13 protein-coding genes are annotated in these 12869 nt (G+C 61.0%); 1 reads left to right on the forward strand and 12 read right to left on the reverse strand.

Annotated features, from left to right (window positions below):
- Window positions 1-175 precede the first annotated feature (175 nt).
- The 10 genes from NT26_RS17985 to NT26_RS18030 all read right to left on the reverse strand — a co-directional run bounded on the left by NT26_RS17985 (window position 176) and on the right by NT26_RS18030 (window position 11175).
- Window positions 176-898 carry an ABC transporter ATP-binding protein gene (locus NT26_RS17985; protein WP_052640722.1) on the reverse strand — a complete coding sequence of 241 codons (723 nt, stop codon included), beginning with the start codon at window positions 896-898 and terminating at the stop codon, window positions 176-178.
- Window positions 895-1641 carry an ABC transporter ATP-binding protein gene (locus NT26_RS17990; protein ID WP_052640724.1) on the reverse strand — a complete coding sequence of 249 codons (747 nt, stop codon included), beginning with the start codon at window positions 1639-1641 and terminating at the stop codon, window positions 895-897. Before NT26_RS17990 ends, NT26_RS17985 begins: the two co-directional genes overlap by 4 nt.
- Window positions 1638-2603 (reverse strand): branched-chain amino acid ABC transporter permease, encoded by a 966-nt coding sequence (locus tag NT26_RS17995; protein WP_244467710.1) that lies wholly within the window; start codon window positions 2601-2603, stop codon window positions 1638-1640. The genes NT26_RS17990 and NT26_RS17995 overlap by 4 nt, the downstream gene beginning before the upstream one ends.
- Window positions 2604-2674: 71 nt before the next feature.
- Window positions 2675-3535 carry a branched-chain amino acid ABC transporter permease gene (locus NT26_RS18000; RefSeq protein ID WP_052640726.1) on the reverse strand — a complete coding sequence of 287 codons (861 nt, stop codon included), beginning with the start codon at window positions 3533-3535 and terminating at the stop codon, window positions 2675-2677.
- 49 nt (window positions 3536-3584) lie between these two features.
- The gene (locus tag NT26_RS18005; protein ID WP_052640728.1) at window positions 3585-4757 is read right to left on the reverse strand and encodes an ABC transporter substrate-binding protein; all 1173 of its coding nucleotides are present in this window, start codon (window positions 4755-4757) and stop codon (window positions 3585-3587) included.
- A 534-nt stretch (window positions 4758-5291) separates the two neighbouring features.
- Window positions 5292-6809, reverse strand: coding sequence for a malonate--CoA ligase (locus NT26_RS18010; protein WP_052640730.1), 1518 nt, complete (start codon window positions 6807-6809; stop codon window positions 5292-5294).
- Window positions 6806-8233 (reverse strand): malonyl-CoA decarboxylase, encoded by a 1428-nt coding sequence (locus NT26_RS18015; RefSeq protein ID WP_052640732.1) that lies wholly within the window; start codon window positions 8231-8233, stop codon window positions 6806-6808. Before NT26_RS18015 ends, NT26_RS18010 begins: the two co-directional genes overlap by 4 nt.
- Window positions 8230-9546 (reverse strand): TRAP transporter large permease, encoded by a 1317-nt coding sequence (locus NT26_RS18020; protein ID WP_052640734.1) that lies wholly within the window; start codon window positions 9544-9546, stop codon window positions 8230-8232. Before NT26_RS18020 ends, NT26_RS18015 begins: the two co-directional genes overlap by 4 nt.
- Complete coding sequence (locus tag NT26_RS18025) at window positions 9543-10118, reverse strand: TRAP transporter small permease subunit (protein ID WP_082077763.1); 576 nt, start codon at window positions 10116-10118, stop codon at window positions 9543-9545. Before NT26_RS18025 ends, NT26_RS18020 begins: the two co-directional genes overlap by 4 nt.
- Window positions 10119-10170: 52 nt before the next feature.
- The gene (locus NT26_RS18030; RefSeq protein WP_052640735.1) at window positions 10171-11175 is read right to left on the reverse strand and encodes a TRAP transporter substrate-binding protein; all 1005 of its coding nucleotides are present in this window, start codon (window positions 11173-11175) and stop codon (window positions 10171-10173) included.
- A gap of 115 nt (window positions 11176-11290) precedes the next feature.
- On the opposite strand from NT26_RS18030, the gene NT26_RS18035 reads away from it, so the two are divergent.
- Complete coding sequence (locus NT26_RS18035; RefSeq protein ID WP_052640737.1) at window positions 11291-11956, forward strand: GntR family transcriptional regulator; 666 nt, start codon at window positions 11291-11293, stop codon at window positions 11954-11956.
- A 99-nt stretch (window positions 11957-12055) separates the two neighbouring features.
- Here the strand turns inward: NT26_RS18035 and bfr are convergent, their stop codons facing one another.
- Together bfr and NT26_RS22480 are read right to left on the reverse strand one after the other, a co-directional pair.
- A complete protein-coding gene (gene bfr, locus NT26_RS18040; RefSeq protein WP_052640738.1) occupies window positions 12056-12541 on the reverse strand; it encodes a bacterioferritin in 486 nt (161 codons plus the stop codon).
- Entirely contained in the window at window positions 12507-12818 is a 312-nt protein-coding gene (locus NT26_RS22480; protein WP_082077764.1) for a (2Fe-2S)-binding protein, read from the reverse strand. Before NT26_RS22480 ends, bfr begins: the two co-directional genes overlap by 35 nt.
- Window positions 12819-12869: the final 51 nt, after the last annotated feature.

Below are 12869 nucleotides of genomic sequence, written 5' to 3' on the forward strand. Positions count from 1 at the left end.
GTCGACAGGCTGAGGGGGCAACCCGAAGAAGAGCCCAAGGTTCCGCATGTCAGCGGACTGGCGCCGGAGATGCAGGTCAGACATTCGTGATCAACGGATCTGGAAGAAAGGGTGCTCGCTCGGAGCAAGGCGGTTCATGGTCCGGCGGCAAGTCGAGGAGATAATCCTCGCGCTGTCACGCCGGCGTCGCTGCCCGCCCTACGCCCAGGTGCTGCGCCATGACCTCATCATTGTCGAGCAGTTCGGCGCTCGTTCCGGAATAGACCACCACGCCACGGTCCAGGATGATGGCGTCATCGGTCAGGGGCAGGATCTTGCGTGCCTTCTGTTCGATGATGATGGCCGACATCCCTTCTCCCTCGACGATCTGGCGAAGTGCGGCAAGAAGCTCGTCGACGATGATCGGGGCAAGTCCTTCGAGAGGCTCGTCCAGCAGGAGAAGCCGGGGATTGACCATGAGCGCGCGGGCCACGGCGAGCATCTGCTGCTCACCCCCGGACAGCTGGCTGCCGAGGTTACGGCGCCTCTCTTCTAGGCGGGGAAACATGGAAAAGACGCGCGGCAGCGTCCAGGGGCCGGACCGCGCGATGGCGGTCAGGTTCTCTTCCACCGTAAGCGATTTGAAGATGTTGCGCTCCTGCGGCACCCAGCCGATTCCTGCCGCCACGCGGCGATCGGCGCGAAGACGGGTGATGTCGCGCTCCAACAGCTTGATGCTACCCGAGTGGTGGGTGGTCAGACCGGCGATGGTGTCCACTAGGGTCGTCTTTCCGGTACCGTTCCTGCCGAGCAAGGCCAGCGTCCGGCCTTCGTCCATCGTTAGACTGATCCCGGCCAGGACGCTCGCTTCGCCGTAGCCGGCGACGAGGCGATCGATGACAAGCAGCGGCCGGTTCATGCATTCTCTCCGAGGTAGACCGCCTTCACCCGGGTGTCGCTGGAGATGTCTGCTACTGAACCTTCGGCAAAGACCGCTCCTGCGACAAGGACGGTAATCCGGCTCGCAAAGGAAAAGACGAGGTCCATGTCGTGCTCGATCAGCAGGACGGTCACGTCGCCCGGCAGGTCCGAGACGATCCTCAGCACTTCGTGACGCTCGTCTTCGGGAACACCGGCAGCAGGTTCGTCGAGCAGCAGCACCTTCGGCTTCGACGCGAATGCGAGAGCGATCTCGAGAAGCCGCTGTTTGCCGTAAGGAAGCGTCGCCGTCCGGCTGCCCATGACGGCATCGAGGCCGAACCGTCCGAGCAATTCCGCCGCCTCGTCGACTGCCTGCCTGTAGCTGGCAATACCGCGAAAGAGATTGCCTCCGACACCGTCCCGCTCACTGATCGCCAGCGCCACCGTCTCCAGCGGGGTGTAATCGACAAACAGCTGGTTGATCTGGAACGTACGCGTCAATCCCTTCTTCACCCGCTGATGAGCAGGCAGATCGGTGATGTCTTCGCCTCCCAGCAGAACCTGGCCTCCGGCCGGCTTGAGTACCCCGGTCAGCAGGTTGATAAGAGTGGTCTTGCCGGCGCCGTTCGGCCCGATCAGCGCGTGGCGGGCACCCTGTTCCACCTGCAGGTTCACATCATTGGTGACTACGAATGCCCCGAACCGGCATTTCAATCCCCTGGTTTCCAGTGCGATGGTCATGGCTTCATCCCTTTCAGCCGCGATAGCCGCTCCGGAAGGAAGCTGATCCAGTCGGACAGCCGATTGCGTCCTACAAGAACCAGGATGATCAACAACAGCCCGATCCAGAACATCCAGTATTGTGGCGTGACCACGGAAAGCCAGTCACGCAGAAGCGTGAAGGCGATTGCGCCGAAAATGCCGCCGTATAGATAGCCGGTACCACCGATGACCAACACGAGAAGGACATCCGCAGACCGGTGGAATGCCAGCACATCCGGGGAGACGAAGGAGGTTGTCTGCGTCAGGAGAGCGCCAGCAAAGCCGGCCATGATCGCGGCGATCGTGTAGACGAGGATTATGCGGCGGCGGGCGGGAACGCCGACCATAGCCGCACGGACCGGGTTTGCCTTGATCGCCTTGAGGGACAGGCCGAACGGTGAGAACGCAATCCGCCGCGCGATCATGGTCGAGATGAACAGCACCACCAGGCAATAGATGTAGCCGTTACGGCCCCAGAGATCGAACTCGAACATGCCGAGGATAGGTCCCAGGCTGAAGCCGCTGAGCCCATCCGCACCGCCTGTCAGCCAGCCGAGCTGATTTGCAGCCTCCGCCAGCATCAGGGCGATGCCGAGCGTCGTCATCAACCGGGTGAGGTCGGAGCCGCGCAGGATGAGGAAGCTCGTCGCATAACCGAGCAGCCCGCTGGCAAGCCCCGCGACGATCAAGCCGACGACGGGCTCCGCGTAGTAATGACGCGCAACGAGACCCGCGACATAGGCTCCAACGCCGAAGAACGCCGTGTGCCCGAGGGAGACGATTCCGGCAAAGCCCAGTACAAGATCCAACGACACGGCGAATAGCGCCAGTATGGCGATCTCGGTCAGGATAAGCATCTTCGAGGGCAGCACGAAGATGGCGATGACCGCCGCAAGCCAGACGACCACCTCATAGAAGCGGAGGCGGCTGCGCTGGCGCATCAAGGATTGCGCCTGCTCCGAACCGAATACCGGTTCCGGCATCGGCTTGGAATGCTGTTCTGCCAGCATGCTCATCGCGCACCGCCCCGAGCAAACAATCCGCTCGGTCTTACGATCAGCATGATGATCATCAGGCCGTAGATCACGAAGGGCCCGATTGCCGGGACGTAATACTTGCCAGCCACGTCGGCGATACCGAGCAGGATGGCAGCAAGAAACGGCCCACTGACCGTGGAGGTGCCGCCAACGGCAACGACGATCAGGAAGTAGATCATGAACTTGAGGGGAAAGTTCGGGTCGAGACCTAGGATCTCCGCTCCCATGGCGCCGCCAAGCCCGGCAAGGCCGGAGCCGAAGGCGAAGGTGAGCGCGAACACCGCCGAGACATTGATGCCGAGGCCCATTGCCACACGACGATCATCCACGGCGGCACGAAGCCGGCTGCCGAACCGCGTCTTAGACAGGATCAGTTGAAGCGCGATCGCGAGGATCGCGCAGATGACGATGGTGAAGAGACGATAGCGGCCAATGCCGACGCCGAGCACTTCGGTCCGTCCCGAAAGCTCAGGCGGCAACTGTATCAGCTGTTGCTGTCCTCCCATGATGTAGTCGGCCGCGGCAACGGCCATGAAGACGAGTCCGACCGAGAAGAGAACCTGATCGAGGTGGCTCGCCGTATAGAGGCGCCGGTACAGCGTCCGCTCCAGGATTGCTCCCAGAGCGGCACTGACGAGAAAGGCCGCCGGCAGGCACCAATAGAACGACAGACCGTATCGGTTCATCATCACGACGGTCACATACCCACCGGTCATGGCAAAGGCGCCATGGGCAAGATTGATGAAATTCATCAATCCGAGCGTGATCGTCAGTCCGCAAGCGAGGATGAACAGGAGCATGCCATAGGCGATGCCGTCGAACAGGATGGTCAGCATTGGCCCTCACGCGATTGGAGGAGCCGGCCAGCCAGCCCCTCGCTGTAACTCACTGTGCCGAGTTGGGATCGCGGATCTTCTCGTACTTGGTGAACTCGACATTATAGAGTTCGCCGTCGACTTCCTTCACCTCGCGGATGTAGATGTCCTGGACGATGTCACGGGTCTGCGGGTCGATCATGATCGGGCCGCGCGGGCTGGTCCATTCGGCGCCCTTCATGGCTTCGATGAGTTTGTCGCCATCCGTGTCGCCACCCGTCTTTTCCAGTGCCATGTAAGCGAGATGCATGGCGTCATAGCCGCCGACCGACATGAAGTTCGGGCGCATGTTGTTGTTCGACTTGCGGACCTCCTCCACGAAAGCCTTGTTTTCGGGGCTATCGTGGTTGGCGGAATAGAAGTGGCCGGTGATGACGCCCTTGGCCGCGTCGCCGATTCCGTTCAGGAGGTCGTCATCGGTCACGTCGCCGGTCGCGATCAGCTTGATCCCCGCATCCGCCAGGCCGCGTTCGACAAACTGTTTCATGAACAGCGAACCGACGCCCGAAGGCACGAACACGAAGACGGCATCCGGCTTGGCATCCCGGACGCGCTGTAGGAACGGCGCGAAGTCGGGGTTCTGGAGCGGTACTCGAACGGACTCGACGATCTCGCCACCTTCCTTCTTGTACTGGTCGACGAAGCCCTTCTCGATGTCGTGGCCGGGGCCGTAATCGGTGACGAGGGTGACGACGCGCTTCAGCCCATTCTCAACGGCCCAGGTTGCCACTGGCAGTGCGGACTGCGGGCCGCCCATGCTGGTCCGGACGAAGTAGTCGGACTGCGTCATGATCGCCGAGGTCGTTGCGGATGTGATGATTGCCGGGATCTTCGCCTGGTTCAGGACAGGAGCCACGGACATGGCAAGCGGCGTCAGGCCGAAGCCCATCAGCATACTCACGCCTTCATTGACCACGAGTTCCTGCGCGATCCGGCGCGTCTGGTCGGCAGTTCCGGCATCATCCCGCAGAACGACCTCCACTTTCTTGCCGCCGGCCGTATCGCCGTTGATGGCCATGTAAGCCTTCACACCGGCTTCAACCTGCCGCCCGGTCGAGGCGAAGGGCCCAGTCATCGGCAGGACGAGGCCGATCTTGACGACCTCCTGCGCATAGGCCGGCAGCACGGCCATTGCGCCTAAAGCGACGCCGGCTGCGACAACGAATGTTCTTCTCGTGATCATGCCTTCTCCTCCTCTGGATCATGCGCGCGCCGGTGCGGCTGCTGCGAGCGGTTCACCTGTCTATATCCATCTGCCATGCACACTCCTCCTGCACAAGGCGATGCACGTCCTCCAACTGCGGCCGATCAGGCTGCCAGCCCTTCCTCAACTTTGCGGCGGGGGCCGGATGTATACAATAGGTGCTGTCAGGATTTTCGTCGAGCGAACAGCGGTCCGCCGTCATTCTGTCAGCCTTACCTCCCAGCCAGCTGCCATTTCGCCATCCCCAGCAATGCCCGACCTCCCGGGCCGGATCTGTCAGGGAAGGATTCAAACGTAGTTTCTGTATACAGCTGCTGTCAATATGGAGCTGCATCAGGCATCGTTCATCTTAAGGTGTAGACGGAGGCGTCAACGGCTCCAGCCGCCATCTGCCATCGGGGCAGGCAGCCTAGCGGCCTTCCCGCCAGAACAGGAGCCGGGTCCCAGGCAGGTCTGTTGGGTGCAAGTTCGATTTCCTTGACGGCAAGTCGTCGGCAGCGATTGGGCGAGGGATCAGTTGCGAGAGGTGTATAGGCCCGCGTAGGTATCTCTCAACACGTTCTTCTGGACCTTACCCATCGTGTTTCGCGGAAGCTCATCGACGAAGATGACCCGCTTTGGCTGCTTGTACCGCGCTAGCCGATCCCCGAGCCCGTCCAGAATACCTCGCTCGGTTATGTTTGCATGAGGCTTCCGTACCACGATGGCCGTTACGCCCTCGCCGAAATCGGGATGAGCCACGCCGATGACCGCACTCTCAAGGACCCCGTCCAACTGGTCGATCTCGGTTTCGACCTCCTTGGGATAGATGTTGTATCCGCCGGAGATGACGAGATCCTTCCCCCGGCCGACGATGTGGACATAGCCTTTCTCGTCGATCCTGCCGAGGTCGCCGGTGATGAAGAATCCGTCGCTGCGAAATTCCGCTGCCGTCTTCTCCGGCATCCGCCAGTAGCCTTGGAAAACGTTCGGGCCCTTCACCTCGATCATTCCCGTATCACCGTCAGGAAGGATACTGCCCGTTTCCGGCTCGGTGATCCGCAGCTCGACACCAGGAAGCGGGAAGCCGACCGTCCCTGCTATCCGCTCTCCGTCGTACGGGTTCGAGGTGTTCATATTGGTCTCGGTCATGCCGTAGCGCTCGAGGATGGCATGGCCGGTGCGCTCGAAAAAGCTACGATGAGTCTCGGCAAGAAGTGGCGCCGAGCCGGAAATGAAAAGACGCATGCCGGCCGTCGCCTCCTTTGTCAGGCCCTCGTGCTGCAGGATGCGGACATAAAAGGTCGGCACGCCCATCATCACGGTGGCCCGCGGCATGCGCCGCAGCACCTCGTCGGGGTCGAACTTCGGCAGGAAATCCATGGAGGCGCCCGAAAGGAGAACGACGTTCGACGCCACGAAGAGCCCATGAGTGTGGAAGATGGGCAGCGCATGGATCAGGCGGTCGGATGAGGTGAAGCGCCAGTAGTCGCAGAGGGTTCGTGCATTCGACAGGAGATTGTCATGGGTAAGCATGGCGCCCTTTGAGCGGCCGGTCGTCCCGGATGTGTAAAGGATCGCAGCCAGATCGTCCGGTCCCCTTTCGGCATCGCTGAACGCACTGCTTTCCGCCTTGGCGCGTTCCATCAGGCTTCCATTCCCCTTGTCATCCAGCGTCTCTACCAGCGCTCCATGCGCCCCGGCGACCTTCGCCATGCCCTCCCGTGTCCGTGGATCGCACACGACGAGCCGCGGCTCCGCATCGCCCACGAAGTAATCGATTTCAGCCAGGGTATATGCCGTGTTGAGCGGAAGGTAGATGGCTCCCGCGCGCACGCAGGCGAGGTAGAGCATCAGTGCCTGTGGGCTCTTCTCCACCTGAACGGCCACCCGGTCTCCCGGGCGCACGCCGAGCTTGTCGAGGGCGGACGCGATACGGTCTGACTCCTCAAGCATATCTCCATAGCTCCATGTCCGACCATCGAGCGCTTCCAGGAAGAGGGCATCGGGATCAGCGGCTGAACGGATGGCGTCGAAGAGGTGATTGGTCATGATGCGGACTCCGTCGGGGCCTTGTGCTGTTTTTCATGCTCGTGCGGGTTGGAAGAAGCCCCCGGGGCTGGAAGGAGGCCGCGGGATCCGCGATCAGCCGGGATCATCCGCCGTATCGCAGGCGTCGTGACGACCTCGCCTCTGGCGGCGAACGCCTCGTGGTTGGTCTCGATCTCGTCGAGCTTGTAGAGATAGTTCACCATGAGGCCGCGGGCCTGGCGCATGGCGCGTGGGGACCGGTCCGCCAGATAGTTGATGCGCTCCAGTCTGGCGCCATTGCCGAGGTGGAAGCGGGCAACAGGATCAATGACTCTTCCCTGGGGATCACGGGCACGCAGGAAGTAAGAGGCCGCGGCCGTGGTGAGTGCCGCCTCCAGGACATCTGCCCCCTGCTCTCGCTCTTCCCATCCGGGCTCCTCAGTCTGGCGGAGAACCTCCCTAGCGGCATCCGGCAGCGCGTCGGACACTTCATTGCGAAGCTCTCCGGAGAGCCATCTCGCAAAGCCCGGAACGGGTGAAAGCGTGACGAAGGTCTGGAGTCTGGGATAATCCCGCCTCAGGTCCTCCACGACCTGCTTAATTAGGAAGTTGCCGAAGGACACGCCGCGAAGGCCCGCCTGGCAGTTGGAGATTGAATAGAACACTGCGGTCGTCGCCTCTCCAGCGCGAAGAACCGTCCGATCCTCGCGCAGAAGCGAATCGATGCTTGAGGGCATGTCGCGGGTCAGGGCTACCTCGACGAAGATCAGCGGATCATCCGAGAGTTGCGGATGGAAGAAGGCGAAGCAGCGCCGATCTTCCGGCTCCAGCCGCCGCCGCAGTTCATCCCAACCACCAATGTCGTGGACTGCTTCGTAACGGATGATCTTTTCCAGGACGTTGGCCGGCGTCGACCAGTCGATCGGCCGCAAGAGCAGGAAGCCGCGATTGAACCAGGAGCTGAACAAGTGGGCGAAGTCCGCATCGACGGCAGCGAGCTCCGGAGCATCCTGCTTGAGCTTGAGGAGGGCTTCACGCATCTGCACGAGTGTCCGAATACCGTCAGGTGCGAGGTTCAGCCGGCGGATCAGTTCCTGCCGGCGGGGCTCCGCTGCGAGGTGGAGTTCGAGCAGGGCCTCCGGTCCCTGGTCTCTTTGATACCCCTCGATTGCCCGTTCCAGTCTTCCCAGGTCGGGGCCGAAGTCCTGCAGCAGCAGCAACATGAATGCGCGCTGCTCTTCCTGCGAAAATCCCTGCCAGCGTCGCAGGATGTTCTGCGCCAGTGCCATGCCGGAGGCTTCTCCTCGGCTCGACAAAAGCGTCTTGCAAAGGCTTGTTGTGCCCGTCACCGGGTTCTCGTCATCGCGGGGGGCGAGCGACAGGAAGCGCCGCCCCCTGTCGGCAATCGTCTGCAGCATGTCGGCGAACTGGAATGTTCCGGTCATTCCACCACTCCAAGCATCTGGTTGGGAAGCCAAGTCGCGATATCGGGGAAGAGGCACAGGATGAGGATGGCGAGGAACATCACGAGGACATAGGGGAGCGACCCCCACAGGATGTCCCTGGTCGGCACTGTCGGCGCAATTGCGTTGATGACGAACAGGTTCAGCCCGATCGGCGGGGTAATCAGCCCTACTTCCATGTTGATGGTCAGGACGATGGCGAACCAGTAAGGGTCAAAGCCGGCCTGGGTGACGATCGGAAACAGCATGGGCGCGGTCATGACGATGACCGCCACCGGCGGCAGGAACATGCCGCACACGAGCAGGAAGACGTTGATGATCGCCATCAGCACCCAGCGGTTGACCTCCATGTCCGCAATCACCGTCGCGATCGTCTGGGTGATGAAAAGCGACGAGAGCGCAAAGGCGAAGAGCTCGGCGGCTGCCATGATCATCATGATCATGACGCTCTCCCGCATGGCCGAGGCGAAGATGCCGCTTACGGCGCGGAATCGGAAGAGCCGGTAGGCGATGATCACCACGAGGAGAGTAAGAAGGGCGCCCGCACCCGCGGCTTCCGATGGCGTAGCGATGCCCCCGTAGAGCACATAGAGCGTGCCCGCGATGATCAGCAGGAACGGCAGGATGCGCGGCATCGCCGACAGCCGCTCCTTCAGGGTGTAGCGGACCGAGCGGGCTGCGAATTCGTAGCCCTTGCGCTTGCAGTCGATGATTGCCCAGACCATGAACATCGCCGTCAGCATGATCCCGGGAATCACGCCGGCCATGAACAGCCGCCCGATCGAGGTCTCCGTGGCGATGCCATAGACGATCAGGGTGACGGACGGCGGAATGAGGATCCCGAGCGTGCCGCCCGCAGCGATCGATCCGGTAGCGACGGAATTCGGATAGCCCCGCCGCAGCATTTCCGGGATGCCCATTTTCCCGATCGCGGCGCAGGTTGCCGGCGAGGATCCCGTCATTCCGGAAAAGATCGCGCAGGAGCCGATGTTCGACAGGACGAGGCCTCCGGGAATCCGGTTCAGCCAGCGGTCCAGCGAGGTGTAGAGATCAGACCCGGCTGGCGAGGAGGCCACGGCTGCACCCATGAGGACGAACATGGGAATCGAAACATAGGCAAGGTTGGCGATCCCGGAAAACATCGTGTCCCCGAGAATGTAGAAGATATTGAAACCGTCCTGCAGGAAGAGCGCCACGAAGGCGGCAAGGCCAAGCGCAAAGGCGATAGGCATGCCTGTCGCGAGAAGAACGAACAGCAATGCGATGATCAGGAGACCGGCACCGGTAGCGCTCATGGAAGGTGTCCCTTCTCGTTGGCTCCAGCGCTTGTGGCCGGAAGGGGAAGTTCGGGACCGGGGATGCTGCTTGTGTCGACCGGCTGCTCAGCCAATCCCAGCAGGATCAGGATGTTGGCTGTGTATTGAAGGCACAGCAGGAAGAAGCCCACTGGGAGAGCAGACAACGGTATCCAGAGCGGTGGAGCCCATACGCTGGAGTGCTTCCAATTACCGGTCCAAGCCTCCTCGAATTGCACCCAGGTCGCCGCCAGCATGACGATGCAGAAGACGAGGCCCAACATGGCTCCCAGGATCCGCAGCCTCTTGCGGTTTTGCTGGCCGAGCAGCAGCTCGATGACGTCGACACCGACATGACCGCCCTTGAGGAGCACGTAAGGAGCACCCAGAAATATGGCGGCGGTCGCGGAGAAGACGACGAAGTCCGTCTGCCAGATGGTCGGCAGGCGAAAGACGTATCGCATGAGGATCATCTGGCAGACGACCAGCATGGCGATAACGATCAACGCGGTGGCGGTCACCGCGAACAGGCGGGACACCCTGCCCACCCAAAGGATATAGGAGTTCAGCATCGAAAGAATTCCAGTGGAGACGGACGGCGCGCCATTGCGCGCCGTCTCTTGCTCATTCGACTGCGAGCGCCTTCTCGATCAGCTTGTCGCCTCCAGAAACCTTCTCCGCAAAGTTCTTGTAGGAAGACTCCTTGGCGAGGGCGAGCCAGGCGTCATAGTCTTCCTTCGACATCTCAACCACTTCCACACCCGCCTTCTTGTAGGTGTCGATCATAAGCTGGTCGCCCTTGCGGACCTCGGCATCGAAGAAGGCTTCCGATTTCTCGCCTGCAGCGATAATGGCCTTCTGTTGTTCCTCGTTCAGCCCCTCAAAGACCTTCTTGGACATCAGGACCGGTTCATACATGAACCAGAGCGCATTCTCCCCGGGGGCGGTGAGGCACTTGGCATGCTCGAAGAGCCGGTAGGAGACAAAGCTAGCCGAAGATGTGTTGGCGGCGTCGAGAACCCCTGTCTGCATTCCGCTATAAATCTCGGATGAAGGCATCGAGGAAATTGACGCCCCCGCGGCAACCAGCATTTCCTCGAACGCCGGGCCGGCGGCGCGGATGACCTGCCCCTTGACCGTCTCAGGCGAAGTGATGCAGCCCTTCTTGGAGGCAAACGCGCCCGACAGCCAGGCATCGGCGATCACCATGGCGCCGGCATCCTCGATCACCTTCTTGATATCAGTCATGAACTCGGAATCGTTCAGCCGCTTGGCGCGGTCGAAATTGCCGACGAGTCCGGGCATCAAGGTCGCCGAGAACTCCGGATGCCGCCCCGACGCATAGTCCAAAGGGAAGGACGTCATGTCGAGAATCCCGCGCGTCACAGCGTTCCACTGATCGTTCGGCTTGTAGAGCGACGATCCGGGATAGACCTGGATTTCCAGCCCAACGTTTGCGGCAGCCACTTCGCGGGCGATGATCTGGACCATCTCGTCACGGATGTCTCCCTTGCCGCCGGGGAACTGGTGCGATGCCTTCAGGACAGTCTGTGCCGATGCGGTCGATGCGACCAAGCCGCCGATCAGCACTGCAGCTGAGAACCTCAGAGCTCTGGTGAACCTAATCATTTCATTCCTCCCTTTGCCTCGACCCTCCTGCCGAAGCCTTGGAATGATGGAATCAGCTTGCGCACAATGTCAACTGTTTTGTATACAAGAATGATGATTGTGCATGAGGTGGGCCGTGAGTGCCAATACGCATCAGAAGCTGAGGGATGAAATCGAGAACTGCATCCTGACCGGGGAGTTTCATCCCGGCGAACGTCTTGACGAGGTTCAGTTGGCTGGTCGGTTCAACGTTTCGCGGACACCCATTCGCGAGGCACTGCTGCAGTTGAGTGCGATCGGCCTCGTGGAGATCCGCCCGCGGCGCGGCGCCATCGTCGTCGATCCGGGACCGGAGCGGGTGTTCGAGATGTTCGAGGTCATGGCCGAGCTGGAAGCCATGGCCGGTGCTCTTGCGGCTCGTCGACATCAGGAGCAGGACCGGATCGCAATTCTGGAGGCGCTTCAACGCTGTCAGGAAGCGGCAGAAAGCGACGATACCGATCGGTATTATTACGAGAACGAGGTCTTCCACCGGGCCATCTACGCGGCCAGTCACAGCGACTTCCTTGAGGAGCAATGCACAAGCCTGCACCGGCGCCTGCGGCCCTACCGCCGCCTGCAGTTGAGGGTTCGCAACCGGATGACCGTGTCGCTTGCCGAACACAGGGAGATCGTTGAAACCGTCTTGGCAGGGGATGCGGATGCTGCCCGCATGAGCCTGCGCCAGCATGTTGCGGTGCAGGGCGACAGGTTCGGGGACCTGGTCTCCGGACTTCAGAAGATGGAGCGTAGACGGGCCTGATCGAACCCACTCAAACGAGCCACTCCCATCGAAGCACCGGCGCGCCCTCGGAAGGAGGCGTCGCCCGGAATGCCATGGGGCTCCGGGCGCCGGATTGCTTTACTCGGCGGAGTCCGCGGACTCGGCATTGAGGAGGCCATAGCGCTCCTCGCCGATCTTGCCAAGCAGATCAAGCTGGGTCTCGAGGAAGTCGATATGACCTTCCTCGTCGGCCAGCAGTTCTTCGAAGAGTTTCATGGAGACATAGTCTCCGGCGGCGTGACAGACATCGCGGGACGCCTTGTAGGCGGTGCGAGCGTCGTATTCTCCGGCAAGATCTGCCTCGAGCACTTCCTTGACGTTCTGGCCGATGCGCAAGGGGGCGACGGTCTGGAGATTGGGGTGGCCTTCGAGGAAGATGATCCGATCGATCAGCTTGTCGGCGTGATGCATCTCCTCGATGGATTCTTCCCGCTCTTTGTTGGCAAGCTTGGTGTAGCCCCAGTCCGATAGAAGACGGTAGTGGAGCCAGTACTGGTTGACGGCGCCGAGTTCGAGGAACAATGCCTCGTTAAGCCGCTCTATGACGCTGCTGTCGCCTTTCAATGTCCGCTCTCCTGTTTTCTTCGTGGAACTGTTTCAGGCGGGACATATAATCGATTACCTCAGCCGCCGTCGAGTGCCGCTCGGCGTGATAATCCTCGGTGGTCTTGATGATGATGTCGACGACGTTGGGGAAGCAGCCACAGCAGCGACCGCGCTTGCCCATGGCATGATAGACTTTCGCGGGAACGATCAGCTGCCAGCAATCCTCATTGAGAAGCTCGACGATGACTTCGCGGATTTCCTTGTCGGTGATGTAATTGCAGCTGCAGACTAGCATTCTCGGTCGACCCGTCAAACATGACCAGTAACGTCCGCTTTTTGCGAAACA

The organism is Pseudorhizobium banfieldiae (assembly GCF_000967425.1).
Classification (GTDB): Bacteria; Pseudomonadota; Alphaproteobacteria; order Rhizobiales; family Rhizobiaceae; genus Neorhizobium; species Neorhizobium banfieldiae.